The sequence below is a fragment of the Marivirga aurantiaca genome, from assembly GCF_016679925.1.
GTDB lineage: Bacteria > Bacteroidota > Bacteroidia > Cytophagales > Cyclobacteriaceae > Marivirga > Marivirga aurantiaca.
In genome coordinates, this window is the sequence record NZ_JAEQBW010000005.1 from 69852 (window position 1) to 93088 (window position 23237).

At 37.1% G+C, this 23237-nt stretch carries 23 protein-coding genes and 2 tRNA genes; 12 read left to right on the forward strand and 13 right to left on the reverse strand.

The window, feature by feature from the left end:
* Positions 1–13: 13 nt before the first annotated feature.
* From JKA74_RS12095 to JKA74_RS12115, 5 genes are all read right to left on the reverse strand, one after another.
* On the reverse strand, positions 14–670 hold the full coding sequence (locus JKA74_RS12095) for a phosphatidylserine decarboxylase family protein (protein WP_201431456.1): 657 nt from the start codon (positions 668–670) through the stop codon (positions 14–16).
* 99 nt (positions 671–769) lie between these two features.
* Positions 770–2044 (reverse strand): Glu/Leu/Phe/Val family dehydrogenase, encoded by a 1275-nt coding sequence (locus JKA74_RS12100; RefSeq protein ID WP_201431457.1) that lies wholly within the window; start codon positions 2042–2044, stop codon positions 770–772.
* Positions 2045–2131: 87 nt separating this feature from the next.
* Entirely contained in the window at positions 2132–2965 is an 834-nt protein-coding gene (locus JKA74_RS12105; protein WP_201431458.1) for a phosphatidate cytidylyltransferase, read from the reverse strand.
* Positions 2946–3152 (reverse strand): putative signal transducing protein, encoded by a 207-nt coding sequence (locus JKA74_RS12110; protein ID WP_201431459.1) that lies wholly within the window; start codon positions 3150–3152, stop codon positions 2946–2948. The genes JKA74_RS12105 and JKA74_RS12110 overlap by 20 nt, the downstream gene beginning before the upstream one ends.
* Positions 3152–4087, reverse strand: coding sequence for a CPBP family intramembrane glutamic endopeptidase (locus tag JKA74_RS12115; RefSeq protein ID WP_201431460.1), 936 nt, complete (start codon positions 4085–4087; stop codon positions 3152–3154). Before JKA74_RS12115 ends, JKA74_RS12110 begins: the two co-directional genes overlap by 1 nt.
* Positions 4088–4125: 38 nt before the next feature.
* Between JKA74_RS12115 and dusB the strand changes: the two genes are divergently transcribed.
* The 5 genes from dusB to JKA74_RS12140 all read left to right on the forward strand — a co-directional run bounded on the left by dusB (position 4126) and on the right by JKA74_RS12140 (position 8120).
* Positions 4126–5124, forward strand: coding sequence for a tRNA dihydrouridine synthase DusB (gene dusB, locus JKA74_RS12120; protein ID WP_201431461.1), 999 nt, complete (start codon positions 4126–4128; stop codon positions 5122–5124).
* A complete protein-coding gene (locus tag JKA74_RS12125) occupies positions 5121–6014 on the forward strand; it encodes a DMT family transporter (protein WP_201431462.1) in 894 nt (297 codons plus the stop codon). Before dusB ends, JKA74_RS12125 begins: the two co-directional genes overlap by 4 nt.
* A 148-nt stretch (positions 6015–6162) precedes the next feature.
* A complete protein-coding gene (locus tag JKA74_RS12130; RefSeq protein ID WP_201431463.1) occupies positions 6163–6549 on the forward strand; it encodes a TraR/DksA family transcriptional regulator in 387 nt (128 codons plus the stop codon).
* A complete protein-coding gene (gene scpB, locus JKA74_RS12135; protein WP_201431464.1) occupies positions 6549–7112 on the forward strand; it encodes an SMC-Scp complex subunit ScpB in 564 nt (187 codons plus the stop codon). The genes JKA74_RS12130 and scpB overlap by 1 nt, the downstream gene beginning before the upstream one ends.
* Positions 7113–7283: 171 nt before the next feature.
* Positions 7284–8120, forward strand: coding sequence for a pseudouridine synthase (locus tag JKA74_RS12140; RefSeq protein ID WP_201431465.1), 837 nt, complete (start codon positions 7284–7286; stop codon positions 8118–8120).
* 64 nt (positions 8121–8184) lie between these two features.
* On the opposite strand, the gene JKA74_RS12145 is transcribed toward JKA74_RS12140, so the two are convergent.
* Positions 8185–9603 carry a sensor histidine kinase gene (locus tag JKA74_RS12145; RefSeq protein WP_236587757.1) on the reverse strand — a complete coding sequence of 473 codons (1419 nt, stop codon included), beginning with the start codon at positions 9601–9603 and terminating at the stop codon, positions 8185–8187.
* A gap of 309 nt (positions 9604–9912) precedes the next feature.
* Positions 9913–9985, reverse strand: a tRNA-Phe gene (locus tag JKA74_RS12150).
* 94 nt (positions 9986–10079) lie between these two features.
* Here JKA74_RS12150 and JKA74_RS12155 point away from each other — a divergent pair.
* From JKA74_RS12155 to JKA74_RS12165, 3 genes are read left to right on the forward strand one after another with little or no spacing between them, the layout of a single operon-like run.
* Positions 10080–11405: a (Fe-S)-binding protein gene (locus JKA74_RS12155; RefSeq protein ID WP_201431467.1), complete on the forward strand. Its 1326-nt coding sequence runs from the start codon at positions 10080–10082 to the stop codon at positions 11403–11405.
* A 43-nt stretch (positions 11406–11448) separates the two neighbouring features.
* Positions 11449–12246 carry a (Fe-S)-binding protein gene (locus JKA74_RS12160; protein ID WP_201431468.1) on the forward strand — a complete coding sequence of 266 codons (798 nt, stop codon included), beginning with the start codon at positions 11449–11451 and terminating at the stop codon, positions 12244–12246.
* Between the two features lie 17 nt (positions 12247–12263).
* Positions 12264–12725, forward strand: a complete 462-nt coding sequence (locus JKA74_RS12165) for a hypothetical protein (RefSeq protein WP_201431469.1) — start codon at positions 12264–12266, stop codon at positions 12723–12725.
* 3 nt (positions 12726–12728) lie between these two features.
* On the opposite strand, the gene JKA74_RS12170 is transcribed toward JKA74_RS12165, so the two are convergent.
* Both JKA74_RS12170 and JKA74_RS12175 read right to left on the reverse strand, forming a co-directional pair.
* Positions 12729–13823 carry an SO2930 family diheme c-type cytochrome gene (locus JKA74_RS12170; RefSeq protein ID WP_201431470.1) on the reverse strand — a complete coding sequence of 365 codons (1095 nt, stop codon included), beginning with the start codon at positions 13821–13823 and terminating at the stop codon, positions 12729–12731.
* 54 nt (positions 13824–13877) lie between these two features.
* Entirely contained in the window at positions 13878–15122 is a 1245-nt protein-coding gene (locus JKA74_RS12175; protein ID WP_201431471.1) for a parallel beta-helix domain-containing protein, read from the reverse strand.
* A 202-nt stretch (positions 15123–15324) separates the two neighbouring features.
* On the opposite strand from JKA74_RS12175, the gene JKA74_RS12180 reads away from it, so the two are divergent.
* The 3 genes from JKA74_RS12180 to JKA74_RS12190 all read left to right on the forward strand — a co-directional run bounded on the left by JKA74_RS12180 (position 15325) and on the right by JKA74_RS12190 (position 18933).
* A complete protein-coding gene (locus JKA74_RS12180; protein WP_201431472.1) occupies positions 15325–15765 on the forward strand; it encodes a VOC family protein in 441 nt (146 codons plus the stop codon).
* A gap of 434 nt (positions 15766–16199) precedes the next feature.
* Complete coding sequence (locus JKA74_RS12185; RefSeq protein WP_201431473.1) at positions 16200–17288, forward strand: zinc metalloprotease; 1089 nt, start codon at positions 16200–16202, stop codon at positions 17286–17288.
* A 433-nt stretch (positions 17289–17721) separates the two neighbouring features.
* Complete coding sequence (locus tag JKA74_RS12190; RefSeq protein WP_201431474.1) at positions 17722–18933, forward strand: AI-2E family transporter; 1212 nt, start codon at positions 17722–17724, stop codon at positions 18931–18933.
* Positions 18934–19007: 74 nt separating this feature from the next.
* Here the strand turns inward: JKA74_RS12190 and JKA74_RS12195 are convergent, their stop codons facing one another.
* From JKA74_RS12195 to JKA74_RS12210, 4 genes are all read right to left on the reverse strand, one after another.
* Positions 19008–19496 carry a YdeI/OmpD-associated family protein gene (locus JKA74_RS12195; protein WP_201431475.1) on the reverse strand — a complete coding sequence of 163 codons (489 nt, stop codon included), beginning with the start codon at positions 19494–19496 and terminating at the stop codon, positions 19008–19010.
* Between the two features lie 351 nt (positions 19497–19847).
* Positions 19848–19919 (reverse strand) — tRNA-Arg (locus JKA74_RS12200).
* 60 nt (positions 19920–19979) lie between these two features.
* Positions 19980–21158 carry a GTPase HflX gene (gene hflX / locus JKA74_RS12205; RefSeq protein ID WP_201431476.1) on the reverse strand — a complete coding sequence of 393 codons (1179 nt, stop codon included), beginning with the start codon at positions 21156–21158 and terminating at the stop codon, positions 19980–19982.
* 22 nt (positions 21159–21180) lie between these two features.
* Positions 21181–21861: a c-type cytochrome gene (locus JKA74_RS12210; RefSeq protein ID WP_201431477.1), complete on the reverse strand. Its 681-nt coding sequence runs from the start codon at positions 21859–21861 to the stop codon at positions 21181–21183.
* Positions 21862–22050: 189 nt separating this feature from the next.
* Between JKA74_RS12210 and JKA74_RS12215 the strand changes: the two genes are divergently transcribed.
* Positions 22051–23205, forward strand: a complete 1155-nt coding sequence (locus JKA74_RS12215) for a glycosyltransferase family 4 protein (RefSeq protein ID WP_201431478.1) — start codon at positions 22051–22053, stop codon at positions 23203–23205.
* The last annotated feature ends 32 nt before the right edge of the window (positions 23206–23237 follow it).

Consider the following 23237-nt stretch of genomic DNA (forward strand, 5'->3'; position numbering starts at 1 on the left):
TTGCTTCTAATTATCACAATTCAGCAATCACAGTTCTGCCGCCTTTGGTTTTATCGCCAATAGCTACATTTACTTTTGCATCCAAAGGCAAATAAATATCCACACGGGAACCGAATTTAATAAAACCAAACTCACCTCCCTGTTCTATCATGTCTCCTTCCTTTACATACCATTTTATTCTGCGGGCAACTGCCCCGGCAATTTGTCTAAATAGCACTTCCACTCCATTATTTCCTTCCACTACAATAGTGGTACGCTCATTTTCAGTGCTGGATTTAGGGTGCCATGCTACCAGATATTTTCCTGCGTGGTACTTGCAAAATTTCACAACACCGGAAATCGGACTTCTGTTTACGTGTACATTCACCGGAGACATAAAAATTGAAATCTGCTTTCTTTTCTCGTTGAAATATTCCGTCTCTACCGTGTCTTCAATTACCACTACCTTACCATCAGCAGGTGCCAGCACATGTTTCTCATTTGTATTAATTACAAATTTAGGGCTACGAAAAAACTGTAATATCAGGAGGTAAAAAATAATCATCACTCCAAGGATACTGTTGTTGACCCAACCAGGGGTTTCCACAAAGTATTCCAACAAATAAAACACCCCAACAAAAACAATCAGTGCTATAAATAAAATCTTTTTTCCTTCTTTATGTAAAGTCATTGGTCTTTAAGTATTTCTTTCCAAATATAAAAAAAGCGCAGATAAACTGCGCTTTAAATGGTATTTTATTGATTTCAAAGTCCGATTTGGATTTAAAAATCAATACCCTCCACGGTATTTATATGTCTTGGCTACTTTGTCAATAGCTACTATATAAGCTGCAATTCTCATAGGCACATCATAAGCAACAGATGTTTTATAAACTACTTCAAAAGCATCCTTCATAATTCTGTCTGAACGTCTGCTTACTCTTTCAGCAGTCCATTTGTAACCGAGTCTGTTTTGCACCCATTCGAAATAAGATACAGTCACACCACCGGCATTTGCTAAAATATCCGGGGCTACCATAATTCCTTTGTCGTTGATTATTTTATCGGCCTTTGCAGATGTAGGTCCATTGGCTCCCTCTACTATTAATTTCGCTTTGATATTGTTAGCGTTTTCAGCAGTTATCACATCTTCTTTGGCAGCAGGAATTAATACGTCTACTTCCAAAGTCAAGATATCATTTCCATTTATTTTATCTGCCCCTGTGTATCCTTCTAAAGTGCCATTATTATTGTTACGGTATTCAATAGCTTCTTTTATATTAATACCTTTTTCGTTCACATAAGCACCTGAAATGTCGGATACAGAAACTATTGTCCCTCCTCTTTCTTCCAGCAGCAATGCGGCAAAAGAACCTACATTACCAAATCCCTGTACAGCAAAAGTTGCTTTATAAGGGTTGATCTTTAATTTTTCCATGGCAGCCAAAGCAGACACCATTACTCCACGACCTGTAGCTTCCGTTCTTCCCAAAGAACCACCTAAAACGATTGGCTTTCCGGTAACCACAGCATTTACTGTCATACCTTTAGAGCGTGAATAAGCATCCATCATCCATGCCATTTCCCTTGGGCCTGTTCCCATATCAGGAGCAGGAATATCCCTGTCCGGGCCAAAAACATCTACCATTGATTCCGTGTAGGAACGGGTTAATCGCTCAATTTCCCCGGAAGACATAGCTCTGGGATTACATTTAATCCCCCCTTTAGCACCACCATAAGGAATATCTACCACAGCACATTTCCATGTCATCCATGCCGCCAAAGCCTTTACTTCATCAATATTCACTCCCATATCATATCTAACGCCTCCTTTTGAAGGGCCTAATATGGTAGAATGTATCACACGATAACCTTCAAATACCTGAATGGAGCCATCGTCCATTGTAATTGGTAAAGAAACTATCACCTGTCGGGCAGGAGATTTTAGCACATTGTAAACTTCATCATCAAGGCCTAAATGTTGGGCAGCGATATGAAATCTAGACATCATCGATTCAAAAGGATTCTCTAAGTCTATAATTGGAGCCGGTTCTATATAACCCATAGTGTTTTTGTTATTTTTAAAAACTTTGCGGTAAAATTAATGATTTGTTAATTCATTTTTGTTTTTTTCGGCTGAAAGTTAAAGAATTCAGTCGAAAAGCATTAAAAAAGCAGAAATAAATGGTGCAGCTAACAAAAGCCCGTCAAATCTGTCCAGAAAACCTCCATGGCCGGGAATGGTAGTACCTGAATCTTTAATATCCATGCTCCTTTTGAAGAGCGATTCCACCAAATCCCCATAGGTTCCTGCTATTACTATAATCCCCGCAATACACAACCACTGCCAGTCCTCAATTTCATCAAAGTTACTGGCCATAATAATGGCAAAAATAAAAGCGAGTATGGTTCCTCCAAGTGCCCCTTCCCATGTTTTTTTAGGTGAAATTCTTGCAAACAGTTTAGTTTTACCAAATTTTACTCCTGCAAAATACGCCCCGGTATCACTTGCCCATAAAATGAATAGCGAACCTAATATAATTTGAAAACTGTAAGTGCCTTCATAAAATACGGCAATATGCAGCAAGGAAAAAGGCACAGCAACATAAATAATCCCCAGAAATGTAAAAGCTATATTGGTAAATGGTTTCTTATCATTCTTTTTGTAGAGCTTCACAAAATAAACAGTAGAGGCGATGGGTGCTATTGCAAAATAGATTTGTGGATTTAAATGCTCGGCTCTTACCAAAAATGTGATGGTATAAATGGAAAGCCCGGTAATAGTTCCCCAGAATTTCAGAGGGAGCATACCATCCAAGCCTACCAATTTGTAAAATTCCAGCTGGGTGAAAGCACACAAAACAAAAAACACTGCAAAATAGGTCCACTGTCCATATATAATAGCCGCCAAAATAATAAACACCCCTACAAGTGCTGCTATAATTCTTTGCGTTAAGTTATTGTACTTATTCAAATTTGATCTCATTCTCAATTATTTTAATTGCTCTCAGCACTTCATCTGAAGTCACCATTACTTCAAAATGCCCTAATTGGTAGGCCGAATCCTTCTTGTCAACTATGATAGGTTGGAGTTGCTGATCACTCAGAAAATCTTTTACTATTTCAGCACGATATAACTTATCGGTTGTGAAAATACTTTGCCATTTCGCCATTATACCTCTCTCAACTTTACCTGCTTAATAAATTGATAAAAGAGAAACCCACATATTACCAACGAAAGTATAGACATTAATGGAGGCACACTGGAATCAATTTCTTCTGCGTTCCAATCTTCTACCATTCTTGGCCCAAGGTACATTACTAAAACTGCCAAACCATTATTAATGAAATGCGCTACAATAGGATACCAGATATTGCCGGAATAATAATAAATATAACCAAAAAGTGCTCCCAGGAATATCCTTGGCACCACTCCGAAAAACTGTAAATGGAATACTCCAAAAATGACAGCAGTGATCCAGATGGCAATATGATGATTTTTTATACCTGCCAATAATTTATTTTGTAATAATCCGCGAAAGATCAACTCCTCACCAATAGCTGGCAAAATGCCTATCACTAACATAGCCACCAGCATTTCTCCTATATTAACATAACTGCTCATAGCTTTTGTCAGTTCTATAAGCCTATCTTCCATGTTTCTGGCCCAAAGTTCAAAATCCTGCAGGAATTCGGGAAACTGAACATTCATATTCCATTCAATCACAATGGAATTGAAAAACATGAAACTAATAGTCATGAATATTACCAGCAAAATTCCTGAGAAGAATAAACTTTTTTGATGAAAATAGCTTTTAATGGTATCATGATCTATCACTTTGATAAAAAACAAGCCAAAAAGGGTAAAGCTCAAAAAATGACTGATTCCTTGCGCAGTATATAAAAACCTTTTGCTTTGTTCTGTAAAAGGTGGCTTTAAAACTTGTTCTATTTGATAGAAATCAATTCCGGAAACGAAAATAGCTATTAATGAACCAATTAGCTGGCCTATCAAATTGGCCGCAATGAACAATAATACAAGTGATAAAATCGACCTTAGAGGATTTTTATCTTTAATTTGTGGGTTTTTATACTCGAAAGAATCCATATATAACGTAAATTTACATCAAAATTCAGATTTACAAATTGGTAAAGATAGGAAACATAGAATTAGGAGACTTTCCATTGCTTTTGGCACCGATGGAAGATGTCAGCGATCCTCCTTTCAGAGCAGTATGCAAAGAAAAAGGAGCAGATCTCATGTACACAGAATTTATTTCGTCTGAAGGATTAATCCGGAATGCGGAAAAAAGTGTGCAGAAACTGGACATTTATGATTACGAACGCCCTATAGGCATTCAGATTTTTGGGGACAAAATAGATTCAATGCGGGAAGCAGCTGCTATTGCTGAAGAGGCCAACCCTGAAATCATAGATATTAACTACGGCTGCCCGGTGAAAAAAGTAGCCTGTAAAGGTGCCGGGGCAGGTATTTTGTTGGACTTGCCTAAAATGCAAGCGATGACGGACGAGATAGTAAAGCAGGTAAACAAGCCCGTAACTGTTAAAACCCGCCTTGGTTGGGATGACAGCACCATCAAAATTCAGGAAGTGGCCAAAAGGTTGCAGGATGTAGGAATCCAGGCACTATCCATCCACGGAAGAACCCGGCAACAAATGTATAAAGGCGAGGCCAACTGGGAATTTATTGCCAGGGTAAAGGAAGATCCCAACATTCATATCCCCATTTTTGGTAATGGCGATATTGACTCTCCGCAAAAAGCCAAAGAATACAAAGAGAAATATGGTGTGGACGGTATCATGATCGGCAGGGCTGCCATTGGGTATCCATGGATCTTTAATGAGATCAAGCATTTTATGAAAACCGGAGAGCTTTTACCTGCTCCTGATTTAACCGAAAGAGTAGCTGTTGCCAAATCTCATTTGAAATTTTCTGTAGAATGGAAAGGTGAGAAAAAAGGCATTTTCGAAATGAGAAGACATTACACCAATTATTTCAAAGGAATTGTCAATTTCAAACCTTACAGAAGTCGATTGGTAGAAAGTGACAGGTATGAAGATGTACTGGCTACTTTGGATGAAATCAATGAAGTGTTTTCAGCTCAAACGGAATTAAGTATATGAGTGAAAAGCCTGTTGCAAGTCCATTTCTGGTTTGGGGTTTACTTATCACACTTGCTTTAATCTGGGGGAGTTCATTTATACTAATTAAAAAAGGTTTACAGGTATTTTCAGCTGGTGAAGTCGGTGCTATACGTATTGTTTCGGCAGCTGTGGTGTTATTACCATTGGCACTTCCCAAGTTAAAAACATTAAATAAAAGACAATGGAAATGGCTTTTCATTTCCGGGATGCTCGGTAGCTTTGGCCCTGCGTTTCTATTTGCTTTTGCCCAAACCAGGCTGGAGAGCGGGGTGACAGGCGTATTAAATGCACTTACTCCAATCTTTGCATTGTTAGTTGGAGTGATGTTCTTCAGTGGCAAGTTGACCAAAAGAGATGGTATTGGCATCACATTAGGCTTTACAGGCACTATTTTATTGATTGTGGCAGGCTCTGGTGGTGATTTGGGCAACTTTAATTACTATGCCATTTTCGTGATTCTGGCTACTTTATGTTATGGCTTTAACCTGAACATAGTCAAATTCCAGTTCAGCATATTAACCCCTAAAATAATCACTAGCATTTCGATTTTTCTTATCAGCCCTATTGCCGTCTATTATTTATTCGGAATGAGTGATTTTGTTTTAAAAATGCAAACAGAACCAGGGGCAGGCTTGGGTTTATTTTATATAAGTATTTTAGGAGTAGTTGGAACTGCCATTGCACTTATCATGTTTAACCGGCTAGTACAATTGACCTCACCGGTCTTCACAAGTTTTGTTACTTACCTGATTCCGATTGTTGCTGTTGTATGGGGATTGCTAGATGGAGAGGTATTATTTACCGGCCATTACATTGGAATTGTTTTTATTATAATAGGTGTGGCATTTGCCAACAGACGTAACAAATAATAGTTGAACTATTCTAACAATCAACAAATTATAATCCTAAAATTATGATCTCTCGAATTGATTACACGTAATTATAATTCGATAATAATTTTTGGTTTTTCAACAAAGGTTATAATTTAGTGCGCAAATTAACTTAATAAAGATCGACATGAGTGATAAAGTAAAAACAAGATATACCTCTGAGGAGTTAGTAGAGTTTGAAGAGTTAATTACCCAAAAGCTTGAGAAAGCAAAACAAGAATTTAATTATATAAAAACCATCATCACTCGTTCCGCTGATTCGGGAACTGATGGAACGGTTGGCAATGTAAAAGTACTTGAGGATGGTGCCGATACCATGGAAAAAGAAAACATGAACCAACTGGCAGCCAGACAACAGAAGTTTATCAAGAATTTAGAGAATGCATTAGTAAGAATTAAAAATGGCACTTATGGAATATGCTCAGAAACGGGTAAATTAATTCCTAAAGAAAGATTAAGAGCCGTACCACATACTACACAATCTATTGAAGCAAAGTTGGCTCAGGATAACTAGTGGATTTCCTGCTCAATCATATTGAAGCATTAATATTTTGTGCCACCTCTCCTTTAAAAATACAGGAAATGCAAAGGTGTCTTTCAGAAATGTTTGAAGCTGATGTTCCTTTGGAAGATATTGAAGTAGCATTGGAAAAAATCCTCAAGAAATATGAGGGTGATGAATTTTCTTTCCAGGTAGAAAAAATAGCTGGCGGATATCAATTCATGACCAAACCTTCGTATCAGGCAAGTATTGGCATTATGTTGAAGCAGCAGTCTAAAAAAAGACTTTCCACTTCAGCTCTGGAAACACTTTCAATTATTGCGTATAAACAACCCATTACCAAAGGTGAAATGGAACAGATTCGTGGTGTAAACTGCGATTATACTGTACAAAAATTACTGGAAAAGGAATTGGTTGAAATAAAAGGAAAAGCAGATGCCATAGGGAGACCCATCCTATATGGAACCAGTCAAAATTTTATGGAGTATTTTGGCATTAATGATTTAAAAGATTTGCCAACACCAAAAGATTTTAGTCAGGAAGAAAATCAAATAGGACAGGAAAGTGAGGAATAACCATTTTCCTGTCTTACTTTTGATGTTCAATCTTATTACTTCTTAAGATTTAACTGATATTTCAAAAATTATTATCTTATTACCACTTTCACTCAGCTTAACATAATTGAAGTGTTGATTAATAGGATCAACACACTAAACAATTAAGTAAAAGCTCAATTCAACATCATTATGGCTAAGAAACCTTTCAAGAAGAAATTTACTAAAAATCTGGCTCCAAAAGAGACTCCCGATTATGATATGAAAAGGATCAAGGCTATAGAAGAAAAGAAATCATCTGTAGCTCCTAAAGATCCGACTGAAGGAATAAGGCTTAACAAGTATATTTCCAATTCAGGCATTTGCTCCAGAAGGGAGGCCGATCAATTAATAGCTGATGGAAAAATCAAAGTAAATAAAAAAGTAGTGACTGAAATGGGCTACAAAGTAATGCCCAGAGATGAAGTTTATTATGAAGGGAAACCTCTTACCAGGGAGAAACTGGTTTATGTACTACTAAATAAGCCTAAAGGATTTCTTACTACTATGGATGATCCCAAGGAAAGAAAAACAGTCATGGAGCTTATAAAAACTGCTTGTGAGGAACGCATCTATCCTGTTGGCAGGTTGGACAGGAACACTACGGGACTATTGCTCTTTACTAATGATGGTGATTTAGCAAAAAAGCTTACCCATCCATCTCATAAAGTCAGAAAAATTTATCAGGTAGAACTGGACAAGCCCATAGAAGAGAAAGATTTCCTGGCCATTGAAGCAGGTATCACCTTAGAAGACGGCATCGCTTCAGTTGAAAAAATTGCTGTCTTAACTCCAGACATGTTAAAAATAGGAGTTGAAGTAATAACTACTAAAAACAGAATTGTAAGAAGGGTATTCGAGCATCTAGGATATGATGTAGTAAAGCTTGACCGAACTATTTATGGTGGCTTAACCAAAAAGAACCTTACCAGAGGAAGGTGGAGATACTTAACCGAAAGAGAAGTGATCAGTTTAAAACATTTCAAATAAAGCATTAAACGTTTATTTGAAAAAATACTACAAGTGTTTTCTAACTTTGCATGATTGGATGATTTTAATCAACCCTGACTGCAGCACCTATTAAAATCACTTTAAAAGTACTGCCAATTCCAGGTTCGGACTTCAATAAAATATCAGCATTGATTTTTGCAAGGGCCTGTTTTACAATAAACAATCCAAGGCCTGAACCATCTGCTTCACTCGTAGCCCGATAGAACATGTCAAACACCTTGCGCTGGCTTTCCCTGGCAATCCCCTTTCCATTGTCTTTAACTGAAATTTGAATGTTCCTGTCTATTTTTTCAAACCGTATAGCAATATACTGATCAGGCTTTTCCGAATCATGATATTTCACCGCATTAGACACTAAATTGGCCAGTACAACCTTTAGCTGATAGTAATCAGTCCGAAGTATATGAGTGATTTCCTCATCATAATCCAGTCGGATTGAATCTGCTCCTTGATTAAATTTAACATCAGCAATCACATCATCTATTATTTGACCCAAACGAAAAACAGTTGGATTAATTTCAGTTTTGATATTCCTTGAATAATTCAGGATATCACTGAAAATATTGTCCAGTTTTTTCACACGATCCTCCATCATTTGAATATAATTCCTGCCACTTTCCTCTTTCACATCATGCTTGGCAATATTAATCAGGCCTAAAAGTGAGGCAACAGGTGCACGTAAATCATGAGAGGTACTATACAAAAAGCTATCAAGTTCCCTGTTAGTTTTCTCCAGTGTGGCGCGCTCATCTTCCAAAAGCCAAATAACCATTCCTATTCCAATTAATGAAAGGAGAAGAAAATCTATCACCCCAAAAGTATAGTCAACATTCAATACAGACTGGGGGTCCGCCATCATTCGGAAACAAGCCAAGGAATAATGCAAATTCTGGAACCCATAAAGGATAAAAGAAATCCAAAGCAAATTCTTTCCCACAGCACTACTTCTGCTCCCCATTCGCATAGTAACCACTCCTGCAAAAGTAAAAGCCAGACCTACAATTAGGGATTTAATACCAAAAGGAAGCATGATTGTATAGGTGATTGCACCTTCGACTTCAATCAGGAATAATAAAGCAGTTAATAAACTGATCACTATGATAGCAAGGTAAAATAGATATTCCTTTTTGGCGGTAAAGATCTTACGTTCAATTAAATGATAAGTGCCATATAAGAGCCAGAATACATGGGCCAAACCGGCTATCATAAAAGAAAATGTGAAAAGACTTTGCCATATGTTGGAATAGGGAGGGTAATCAGTAAAGTAGAAGGTTCCTCTTGCAAGCAACAAATAAAGAGAGAAAGCCAGCCAGCTTAGCGCCCAGAGTTTCAAGTGCTTTTTTTTGTACAGGCTATAAAAATACCATAGTACAAGTGCTAAAACCAGCCCCCATATTGACTGGCCGAGGAAGCTATAAAATATTTTTTGAAGATACTCTTGAAATGCTTCTTGTTGAATCAATTCTATTTCTTTAAAGGATGATCAAAATTAACAATTAATAGAAACAATGGCTTATCTGTATTGATTTTAAATTAAAATAAAAATAGTAGGTATGCATACTATTTTTAGAATCAATGATTATTTTTAAACTTCTATTAATAGTAATATTTCAGCAGGCATAATTAAACATCTGATTTCAATATTTCAAGAAAACTCTTGTAAATCAGTTTTGTCAAGATAAAATGATTAAATTAATCTCAAATAAAATGATGACAGGTTTAGCTTTTTTTAAGGGAAATAAAAAAGCCTCGCTTTTGAAAGCGAGGCTTGTGGTGCTGAGTGGATTCGAACCACCGACTCACGGATTTTCAGTCCGATGCTCTACCAACTGAGCTACAGCACCGTGATAGAGTGGTGCAAAAGTAGATAAATAATTCATCCTGCAAAAAATATTTTAAATAAATTATTAAAAAAATTAATCCCGATAAAATAAAATTATGGAATATATCTCGCAAATCGCTTTCCTACTGGTACTTGCAGTTGCAACTTACTTTATTACGAAAAGGGTTGGGACAATAAAAAACAACATTCAATTGGGCAGGGATACCGATAGATCTGATCAAAAAGGAAGACGTTGGAAAAATACCTTCCTAATTGCCTTTGGCCAGAAGAAGATGTTCAAGAAGTTTATACCTGCATTTTTACATCTTTTGATCTATGCCGGCTTTCTTATTATTAACCTTGAGGTGCTTGAATTTATCATAGATGGCATTGCAGGCACCCATAGAATTTTTGCCCCAATCTTAGGCTCAACTTATTATTCGGCAGCCATTAATATTTTTGAGTTCCTGGCTGTGGCTGTGCTTTTCTCATGTGTGGTGTTCCTCATCAGAAGAAACGTAATCAGAGTCAATCGTTTTAAGGCACTGAAAGGCTGGCCCTGGCTAGATGCCAACCTCATTTTGATTATTGAAATTGTTTTAATGATTGCCATTTTAACCATGAATGCTACTGATCAGCTTCTACAAGGACGAGATGATCATTATGTACAAACAGGAGCTTTCTTTTTCAGTGGATTTTTAATCCCATTATTTGAGAACATGAGTGTCGGCACCCTCATATTTATAGAGCGATTTGCCTGGTGGTTTCATATTATAGGCATTTTAGGATTTACTATCTATATCACCTACTCTAAACATTTGCATATTTTCATGGCTTTTCCCAACACCTATTTTGCGAGATTAGGACCCAAAGGAAGAATGAACAATATGGAAGATGTAACTACCGAAGTAAAATCTATGCTAGGTATTGACACAGGCGCAACTAATGGAGAGCCACCAGCAGAAGTAGCCAGGCTGGGAGCCAAGGATGCCACTGATTTAACCTGGGCAGATTTGATGGGTGCCTATTCTTGCACAGAATGCGGAAGATGTACTGCTGAATGTCCTGCCAATATTACCGGCAAAAAACTCTCCCCAAGAAAAATCATGATGGATACCCGTGACAGGATATCTGAAATTGGCGAGAATATTAAAAAAGGGAAAACAGCCGAAGAAGGCAGTCCATTATTCAGTGAACAATACATTACAGATGAGGAAATTAATGCCTGTACAAGTTGTAATGCTTGTGTGGAAGCCTGTCCAATTAACATCAACCCTTTAGACATCATCTTACAAAGAAGAAGGTTTATGGCAATGGAAGAATCAAGCTCCCCACAATCGTGGAATTCAATGTTTCAGAATATAGAAACCAATTTTGCTCCATGGAAATTTCCACCCAGCGATCGTTTTAACTGGGCAAATAAATTAAACGAGGAGAAATAATAACCACAATAGAAAAGAATTTTAAATCTTAAATTAGACAAAAATGAGTGATATATCATATAAAGTACCTACCATGCAGGAAATGAGTGCAAAAGGAGAATCTCCGGAAGTACTTTTCTGGGTAGGTTGTGCCGGTTCATTTGATGACAGGTATAAAGCAGTGACAGTAGCATTCACCAAAATATTAAATAAAGTAGGTATCAATTTTGCCGTTTTGGGTCCTGAAGAATCATGTACTGGAGATCCTGCCAGGAGAGCCGGAAATGAGTTCCTGTTTCAGATGCAGGCTATGTCCAACATTCAGGTTCTGGATGGATATAATGTAAAGAAAATAGTGACTGCCTGTCCACATTGTTTCAATACATTGAAAAATGAATATCCTGAACTAGGGGGGAACTATGAAGTCATCCACCACTCCACTTTCTTGCAACAACTTATCAATGATGGTAAAATCACCTTAAAAGGTGGCGGGGAATTCAAAGGTAAGAAAATCACTTTCCACGACTCATGTTATCTTGGCCGGGCCAATGGTGTTTATGAAGCTCCAAGAGATGTGATTAGAGCCCTGGATGCTGAACTAGTGGAAATGAAAAGGTGCAAGACCAAAGGTTTGTGCTGTGGTGCCGGTGGTGCTCAAATGTTTAAGGATGCGGAACCAGGCACCAAGGAAGTCAATGTGGAACGAACTGAAGAAGCCCTGAACACTGGCGCTGAGGTAATTGCTGCAGGTTGCCCTTTTTGCATGACCATGATGAGTGATGGTGTAAAGAATAAAGAAAAAGAAAACAGTGTTAAAGTATTTGATTTAGCAGAGTTAATTGCAAAAAGTGAAGGTTTATAATCTTTTAAATTATTAAGATGAAAATAACACAGGTTGTATTAATTGCCATTCTAACAAGCTATACACTTACAGCTTGTGCCCAGGCTGGAAACAAAAATGCCAATTCTGAAATGACAGATTGTGAAAATACAGAAAATACGGTTTCAGGGATGGAAGAGGGAGTTTCAGGTAATTGGGCATGGCAAAAATCTGTAACGCAATCAAGATTAGCTGGTGGAACCGTGGTGGATGAAGACAGTCGTAAAGGATTAAAAATTCATTTTTCAAAAGATAAAACTGGAATCCAAACTGACAGAGAGGGGAACCAGACCCCATTCAGCTGGTCAATTATTAAGAATGAATCACAAAATTCTTTTCATATAAATACCGAACCCAATTTGTTTGGCAATAGTGAATTGATAGTATGTGATATGCAATTGAAACTCCTGGGATCTGCTTTTGATGGTGCAGATAATTATTTCTATAAAGTATCTGAATAATATTTACTTCATTGAAGCTATCCATTCCTTTACCAGTTCTAAACCCTCTTTGTCCACCATTTTCCTACCCAACTCGGGCATCATAATGCCCGGATCGGTAGATTCCATTCTGAAAACCAATATTGATTGTTCAGGATGACCGGGAACTATGTCATACTTTAAACCTCCTGAGCCTTTTCCGGCAGCTATTGGCGTTTTTTCCACTCCCCAGGCAGCCGGGTTTTCCTCTGAAACCATTAGGTTTAAAGCTGAATTTTTAGCCGGCCCCTCTGGTCTGTGACAATGCCCGCAATTAATTTCCAGATAAGCCCTGGCCCGTTCAGCTAAAGGAGCATTCTTGTTTTGAAAGCTTACCATTTTCGGTAGTTCTCCTGAAGGTAAATTTTCAAGCATTCCTGTTTCCTGCCAATGCACTAACTGGTTGAGCTCTTTATGTGCTTCATAATTATAATCCTTGTTAAGTTGCCTGGCACTTGGTCCAATAGGTTTAATTTTATCGCCCAGCAAATGGCAACTTCTGCATTGGTTCACATTGGGCACATTATACATTAATTGCTGTTGATTGCCCTCAGTATCCCTCCAGGAAATACTCTTAGTATCCCCTGTAATTTCCAAATAAGCTTCTGTTTGTTCTTCATTCCAAACATAAGGCAGTGCTTTCCAGCCATTTTCTTCATGAATGAGTAATCGAGTTTCCAAAATGGTACGTGTGCCCTTCGGCCTATTAAAATCTGTAGGGTAATAAAAGTTTTTGATTAACACAGTACCTACAGGAAATTCCAGAACTTCTGTTGAATGGTAAGTCGCTGTTTTTCCTTCCGGAATTTTTACAAACCTTGCTTTAAAGGCATAATCAGAAAAAAGGGGGGAATTCAAATCGTAAGGCACTACTCCATTTGCAGGGTTCAACTTTGCCAGCTCTCCCTGAAAAAGAGCATAATCCGACAGCTTCTCTAAACCAAATGATTGCTGCTTACTCCCTCCCAGTTTTATTACAGGAGGATTATCCGTTTCCACTTTTTGCTGATCGTTAGGTTTTGGATTCTGACAGGAAGCAAAAAATAAAATGAGTATTAATATATAGATCGATTTCAACATCAATTTTGGATCTTGTAGAAAATAAATAATTAGCCTTTTAAAGCAAAATCACTTTTAATCACAAACAAATGGAGCTATGTTTTCATTCAAATCCTCCAGGTCATTTGGCGCATCCAGGTTGATAAACACAAGCTTTTGCTTTTCTTGAATGCAGAGTATTTCGGCAGGTGACCTCTCGGCCTCCATAAACCCGTCAAAAACAATATCAGGTGGATTAAAAGGTGATTTGAAATTGAATAATTTGCCAAAATCATGCTGAAAAGTAGCGAACCATTTAGAGTTCTGAAAATTGTTATCATGAAAATAAATATTTCCTACATGTGGGTTATAATTTTCATCCAACTCATAATCACTATTGATGCGTTCTGCTGAACCCGCCTGTGTCTCGTCAGCTTCGACTGCTTCCTCTTCGCTGATGGCAGCAACCAGTTCATAGCTTACAATAGCAGCCCCAACTGTACGATTGTCTATAATTTGATTATTAAAAACCTCTACATTTCTTGTAGCCAATATCATCAAGCCGGTTCCCGGAGGCACAACCCCTACAATATTCCCTGCAGGTGCAAAATTCCTATGGTTATTCTCCTGAATCAGGTTGTCATATACCTTAATATGTTCACCATATTGAGTGAGACCGGGCAAATCAAAAATCAAAATCCCTCCCGTATTGTTGATGGCTTTATTGCCATAAACCTCCACAAAATTGGAGTTTTCACTTTCTATACCTGCTACATTTCTGTAAGCTTCATTATTCCTGATGATCACAGAATCTGACTGCCCAACGTAAATACCTGCATCAGAAGAACCAATAGCAATACATTCTTCAATGAGAACATTTTTGCAAAGTACCGGATACAATGCATATGCCCCATTTGTTTCACTTACTTCTCCAGTCCACTGGGCTCTTAATCTTCTGAAAGTAATTCCATCAGTATCGGAAACTTTAATATTATCTCCCGCAGCATCTTCAACAGTAAAATCTACTAAAGTGATATTTTTACATTGGCTGATTTTCAATCCCTCCGCACCTTCATTCTGATTCTTAAATGACAATATCGTTTCATCCATTCCTGCGCCTGCTATTACTACATTTTGCTTGTCATCCATTAATAAGCTTTTTTCAAATTTAAAATAGCCTCCGGGAATATTAATAGTATCTCCCTCCTCAGCTAAAATCAATGCAGATTGTAAATCTTTTTCAATGCTTTGCCAATTTACCTGGCTCCTGTCAGCTACTTCCTCATTAGAAGTGCAGCCTGCAAAATTTAAGATCAAGAGGATAAAAAACAGTTTTTTCATGTGTATAAGTTTATTGTCAATGGTCACAACTTGTACCGCCTTAGCGGTATGGAATTCAATAAATTTTATTCATCCTCAGTTGGTATGTTAAGGATTCTAAAATTTATACTCATTTCATAGCGTTAAATTTCAATCAATATACAAAATCCTGGTAAATACCCATTTATGTTTTTAAATTGAATGCAGTATAAAATAAGAGAAAATGAAAAAATTTATTAGTGTTCTTGTTCTGGGTCTGTTTTTAACTTTACCAAATAGCATCACTGCCCAGGTAAAACTTAATCATATTGCTGTGTATGTTGAAAACCTAAAAGAGAGTACCGACTTTTATCAAAGTATTATTGGGCTGGAACAAATAGAAGAGCCTTTTAAGGATGGTTTACACACGTGGTTTAAGTTAGGCAATTCCCAATTACATCTCATTGAGGGTGAATGGAAAGCTGTAACCATTAACAAAAATAACCATCTTTGCTTTAGCATACCCAATATGGAGTCATTTATTTCCAAATTGGAAAAAGAAGAAATAGCTTTTGAAGATTGGCCGGGAAAACCAAATGCCATCACCAAGCGGGTAGATGGAGTACAACAGGTTTATTTTAAAGACCCCAATGGCTACTGGATTGAAGTGAATGATGATTATTGATGATATCCCTGGGATATTTACTTTGTGGACTATCTTAATAATCCCCTATAATTATATCATCACAAATAATCTTGCTCAGGCTGAGGTGGCAAATTTTCTTTCTTTTTCCGCTACTACGAAATCCAGTTACAACCTCAATTATAATGTAAGAAAATTCTCAAAAAATCACATAAATAATTTTTTTTACCTGCTTTTCGATAAAACTCCTCAATAATATTTTTCCAAGATTGCAAAATGAAGGTTTAAACCTGCTGAGGGCATATTGGAAATATTGGAAATTCAAAACTATTGTATATAATATAAATAAACAGCCTAATTCTTCATTTTAACATATAATATTTTACCCTAACAGTTATTAGGAAAATTAACTATTGCTCTTGGAGTATAAAATAAAATTATTACTTTGCGGAGATTTATAACTTAAAAAGCAAATTATGAAAAGAGTTTTATTAGCGTTTATCGCAATGACTGTATTCTTTACAGCATGTAATAACGATAACGAGATTGTAAGAATGCAAGAAGTAAATGTAGACATGAGTGACTTCTATGCTTACACCGATTCACAAGATGGTTCGAATGAAAGAGTGGCCGGGCAAGGCAAACATTGTGTATCAATGAATGTATTGAACCGACAACTGGATACCAACCCGGGCTTGTACCAAAAAATGTTTAATATTGAAAAGAATGCCAGGAAATTCATAGCTGCTAAAAAGCCTGACCACGCTGGTGGCGGAAATGGCAATGGAGGCGGAGATGATGGCGGTGGCGATGGTGGTGGCTCTGATCCTGTTGATGACGGACTAGGAGTAATCAACATTCCGGTATATGTCCATGTGATCTATAGCAACTCTAATGAAAACATCAGTGATGCACAAATTAATTCTCAAATCAGTGTATTAAATGCTGATTTTAACGCTACCAACAATGATGCTAATGGAGTACCTTCCGAATTCGCTGGTCTAGTGGCTGATACTGATGCTAATTTTACTTTAGCAGGCGTAACCCGTAAGGCTTCTTCAAGAACTGAATGGGGAACAAGAGACGATATGAAATTTGCATCCAAAGGTGGTGTTGATGTAGTAAATCCTGAAGGTGCTTTGAACATTTGGGTATGTAATATAGGTGGTGGTATCTTAGGATACGCTCAATTTCCTGGTGGAGCCTCTTCTACTGATGGAGTTGTAATCTCTCCTCAGTATTTCGGTACCACAGGTTTTGTATCTGCTCCTTTTGATAAAGGAAGAACGGCAACTCATGAAGTGGGCCACTACTTAAATTTACGTCATATCTGGGGTGATGGCAGATGTAAGCAAGATGATTTCGTTGCTGATACGCCTTCTTCGGATGGTCCTAACTACGGATGTCCTTCTTACCCTACTGTAAATTGTAGAAGTAATGACATGACAATGAATTATATGGATTATACAAATGATGCTTGTATGTATATGTTCTCTACCGGACAAAAAGAAAGAATGAGAGCCATATTTGCTTCTGGTGGTCCGAGAGAAGGATTCACTCTTTAAAATTTTCATTTTAAAAGCCGGTCTGGAATTCCAGACCGGCTTTTTTTTATGCCTCGGGTTTGAGCAGAATTGACATTTGATTATGACCTAAAATGCGAGGTACAGCATCATCCCAACAAAAGCGGTAAAGGAAATCTATTTATGAAATATTGAGTGATAGGATGAATTTGGGAATTTGAAAGTTTTCCAACTTATTTACAAATACCTCATCCTTTTTCAATTTGAGTTGGGTTTTCAAAAAATAATCTAAAATCACTCCCCTCTACCTCAAGCTACTACCTTAAATGCAGTAGCTAAAACCGGAACAGCACACCCTTTTTTGCGTAATAATAGAGAAGTCAATTTCAACTTCACTTTTTAATAAGTGTTTTTTTAATTCCATGTCTACCCTTAATTTCCATGGAAACTTTTTAATTGATACAGCAATCGACCCATGAACAATAAACTTCTCAAGTTCCTGCTTATCCTTTTTCTCTTAATAGGAATTTTTTACCTTTTCTTTCTTGGGATGGATCGTGCTAAAGAAATATTAGCTCCCATTTTTTTGGCGATAATTCTGTCCATGATGTTGGTACCTGTCGCTAACTTTTTAGAAAAAAAGGGGATGAGTAAAGGTTGGTCGGTCTTCTTTTCTGATATGATCTTTGTATTATTTATTGCAGGAACGCTCTGGGCTGTAGGCGTGGAGGTCAAAAGAGTCTCCGGCCAATGGTCTTCCATAGAAGAACGCCTAAGCACACAATTTGACCAGCTGGAGAGCTTTGTAGAAACCAACACAGGATTTTCCATTGAAAACCCTTTTGAAAAGAGTGGATCGCAGCAAGAAAATGGCAATCAGGAAAGTGGCCAACAGGACAATCAACAAAGCAATAATGAAAATACCCAACCAGGGACCGGACAAGAAAAGAAGGACGATAGTGGAGGAATGGATTCTTCTGTAAAAAATCAGTTGGGAACTGTGGTGACCAGTATTTTCAGCTCTCTCGGGAACCTCTTATTGATAGCTGTTTACATCTTTTTCATGCTATTGTACAGGGAAAAATTCAGAAATGCAACTTTAAAGTTTATTCCTGAAAATCAGCAGGAAGAAGGAAAGGAGATTTTAACAAAAATTGTAAAACAGGCCAGACAATTTCTTATAGGGAAAGTGATCCTGGTGCTTGCCCTCACCATCATTTATTCAATTGGATTTGTTATTTCAGGAATGGAAAGCCCTTTCACCATTGCGTTTCTGGCTGCGGTTTTATCTCTGGTTCCTTACATAGGGCCTTTAGTGGGGGGTATTATTGCTATAGCAGTGGCTTATATAACCACCGGTGAATTAAATGCTGTCTGGATCGTATTCGCCACCTATGTGCTGGCACAATTTATAGAAAGCTATTTAGTAGAGCCTTTTTTAGTGGGAAACCGGATAAAAGTAAACCCATTATTCACCATTATAGCAATTATCATTGGTGCAGCCGTTTGGGGAGTAATCGGCATGATTGTATTCTTGCCCCTCTTTAGTTTCATCAAATCTATCGCAGATCACGTACCAATGTTGCATCCATTGGCTTATGTCATTGGAAATGAAGATAGCGGGGATGGAGAAGGTATGGAATCCAAACTAGCCAAAAAAGTGAAAGGATGGTTTAAAAGAAAATAGTAGTTGCAAGTAAATATTTTAAATTCAACTTTAGTTCAGGGGAAGCTCGTAGTTCATCTTTTTGCAAACTCCTTTCATTTAATCCTATTTTTATTCTTTCCGGCAGCTAGTTTCTCAAGTGTTTTAGTAATGCGCTCCACTTTGGTTTTATCTGTTTTAGCAGAATAAATCCACTCTATTAATGCTTTTTGTTCCCCATGTGTATAGCTCATAAAAGTTTCAAAAGCCATCGACTCATCCAGCAGACAAAGCTTTAATTCTTCAGGAATCTCAGTGGGCAAATTATCGGCATATAAGATAACATGAACAATATCCCCGGCTTGTTTGCTGATTTTCTTTCTGATTTCAGCTTTTACAGGTAAAAATAGCTGCCCATTGCCCATAGGTTGTAAATTGTAGTTCTTTATTTCGAAACTATCAATTGTACCTCGTATCCTTACCCAACCAAAGGGAGCATTTTCATTCTGCAATATTTCAGGAATTCTTGCAAATGTCCATCCGCCTTTGCCCGGAAATTTCTCAAGCAAGTATTCTTTGTTCACCAAAGGTTTTTGATCTCCCATACATTAAAATTAAGCTATTAGGTGCCAAAAATCTAATTCCAAACTTTCCTCATCCGCCATTCCAATGATGTAGGCAATGGGTATTAAGTTTTTAATTTCTTCAAAAATAGGAAGGCCTTATGACAGCATTATGTCAGGGGTAAAAAATTGCAATTTGAAAAAATTGAAGTAACTGCGTCAAGTAAGAATAGTTGCAGTTTAATAGAAATTTAGGTAAAAAAGAGAGTAACAGTCAATAGAGAAGTTTTAGCCAAACAGTTTCTCATCAAGAGCCAAACTAATAATTCAGAGATTGGGAATAATCACTAATTGATTATAACTTAATTCGCTTTGTATAAGTTATTTAAAAAGTGGCTCCGGCAGGAATCGAACCTGCATCTAAAGTTTAGGAAACTTCTATTCTATCCATTGAACTACGGTGCCATATTAATATTCAAAGTGACTGCTACCAGGAATACCTTATTTTTAGATTGCAAATCTACTTTAGTAATAGGTGTTTTTCAAATAATTAGGGAAAATTGTGAAATGCTTGGCTTCCACCAGTTTTCTTAACTTGTTTTTAAGCTCATCAATATTCTCTTTGTTGGTTGCTGAAATGAACACTACATCATTCTGTTCCTTATTCAAATAAGTGCTTTTCAATTGTGTAATTTTTTCTTTCACACTTATTTCTTCCTCATCTTCTAGCAAATCCACTTTATTGAAAACCAGCAGCGTAGGTTTATCTCCTGCCTTTATATCAGACAAGGTATTATTGACTACATTGATATGATCATCAAGAGCAGGATGGCTTACATCTACCACATGGATCAAAATATCAGCTTCCCTTATTTCATCCAGGGTAGATTTAAATGATTCAATTAGATGTGTGGGCAATTTCCTGATAAAACCTACCGTATCAGAGAGCAAAAAAGGAATATCATCAAAATTTACTTTGCGTACGGTGGAATCTACTGTGGCAAAAAGCTTGTTCTCAGCCAAAATATCTGATTTGGACAACAGGGTCATCAATGTAGATTTCCCCACATTGGTATAGCCTACTATAGCCACGCGAACTATTTTCCCTCTGGATTTACGCTGGGTTTGATTCTGCTTATCTATTTTTTCCAGCTTCTTTTTCAGTACATCAATTGTATTTCGGATAATACGCCTATCTGTTTCTATTTCTTTTTCCCCGGCACCACCACGTGTACCAGTACCACCACGCTGCCTTTCCAGGTGAGTCCACATGCGCGTCAGTCTTGGAAGCAAGTATTGGTTTCTGGCGAGTTCTACCTGCGTTTTGGCCTGTGCTGTTTGCGCCCTGCTCAAAAATATATCGAGTATGAGCAAACTTCGATCATATATCTTGCACTCCAACTCCTTCTCTAAATTCCTCAATTGGGAGGGCGTTAGGTCATCATCAAAAATAACCCAGTCTATCTGTTCAGCTTTTACGTAAGCGCTAACCTCTTCTAGTTTACCTTTTCCAATATAGCTGCGGACGTCCGGTTTTTCCATTCGTTGGGTAAACCTCTTAACGGTAGCAGCACCAAGCGTACTGGTCAGAAAAGCTAGTTCTTCCAGATACTCAATTGTCTTTTCTTCTGATTGTTCTCTGGTGATAAGAGCTACCAATACTGCTTTTATGGTAATTTCATCTTTTGTAATGTTCTCGTGCATAAGTTGTCCGGGCTCGGAAATATTATTTTAGTTCATTCAGGTAAGCTGCAACTGCTTCAATATCTTCCTCTGAAAGTTCTCCTTCATAAGCAGGCATTACACCCTTTCCTTTCTTTATCCACGCAATTCTTTCTGCTAGGTTTAAATTACTTTCCGTTAAATCCGGTGATTTAAACAATCCTTTTTTACCATCAACTCCGTGGCACTTTTTACATTCTGCTAAATAAATCTCTTTGCCCGTCTTTAATACATTTTCCATATTTTGAGCAATAATTTCGGGTTGTTCTTCTTGTCTCATTTCAGGTTCCGGTCCATCCGTCTCTTCTATTGAGGCACTTTCCCTGGAAAAGGTCAAGCTGCCTGATTCTGAAACTCCATAAATATAAAATGTTAGCAATAATGCCAACAATGCCATCATTTTATTTTCCTTCTTAAATGCAACAATGCCAATTGGAATAATGATCAGTACTATTACTGATTTCACCCATAGGTACATAGGAGTATCAGCCCCATAAAGGGTCAATAAATAACCTCCGGTAACTAGTATTAAAACACCTAAAATAGAATCTGCTACTTTAAATTTGGTTCTAACCGTAGTCAACAATTGAATTTTATTGGTAAATAGTAAAATTGATTTGAACAATAAAAAAAGTAAAAATAAAGTGACAACAGTGACGTGTGTGTGTAAAATTCCGATTTCCATAAGATCAATTTTTTGTAAAAATAGGAAAGCTTTACTGAATTCCTGTTGATATGCTATTATATTTGAGCTTGACACTTAAATTAAAAGTGCTTTAATAAAGTTTTATCACGCTTTTATTATTCCCCATCGAATTCTATCCAATTTGATCATTTGTCCTATAAAAAAGCCTTAGCTTTATGTTATCATAATATGAAAATAGCAATAACTTTAAATACCTCCTGGAATATCTATAATTTTAGGTTTTCATTAATCAAAGAATTATTGAAAAATGGTCATTCTGTTGTAGCTATCGCCCCCCACGATAATTATACCATCAAACTGATCGAAATAGGATGTTCTTTTGAGGATGTGACCATGGATAGCAGGGGAGCCAATCCTTTTAAGGATTTAGGTCTTACCCTGGAATTGTATAATATATATAAAAGGGTGCAACCTGATATAATATTGCATTATACTATTAAGCCCAATATTTACGGCACACTGGCTGCAGCAAAATTGGGGATTCCTGTAATAAACAATATAAGTGGGCTAGGCACCATCTTTCTCAACGAGGGTTGGATTTCAAAAATAGCTTTAAAGCTATATCGTTTCTCATTTAAATTTCCCAAGCAGGTTTTTTTTCAAAACCAGGAAGACTTACAATTATTTCTGGATAAAGAACTTATACAAAGGAATATATGTGAAGTTATTCCCGGATCTGGAATTGATCTTGACTACTTTTCTCCGGAAGAAAAGAAAAACCATCCCCCGGAAAAGCCTTTTCAGTTTTTAATGATTTCCCGTTTAATTATTGACAAAGGAATACGTGAATATGTGGCAGCATGCGCAATACTTCAGGAAAGGGGATTAAACATTGTTTTCAATCTACTTGGTTCTTTGGACGAACATCATTCGAGAGGGATTTCATTAGAAGAGTTGAACGGTTGGGTTGCAGATGGCTACATCAACTATTTGGGCAATACGGACGATGTAAGACCGTTTATTTATGATGCAGATTGTATAGTTCTGCCAAGCTATAGGGAAGGAACACCAAGAACTTTGCTTGAAGCTGCTGCTTGCGCAAAACCTATAATTGCCACCAATGTACCAGGATGTAATAATGTAGTAGACGACAAATTGAACGGACTACTCTGCAAAGTGAAGGATGAAAATGATTTGTTCATAAAAATGAAAACCATGTACTATCTTGGTGAAGAAGAAAGAGTTGAGATGGGACTTAAGGGTAGAAATATTGTGGAACGCAGGTTCAATCATCAAATCATAATTGACCGCTACATAGATGCTATTGAAGAAATTGGATGCATTAAACCCCAAATGCAGGTAGTTTATGTGAATAATGAATAAGCATTTCTAAAATACCATTGTCTTTTGCCGAA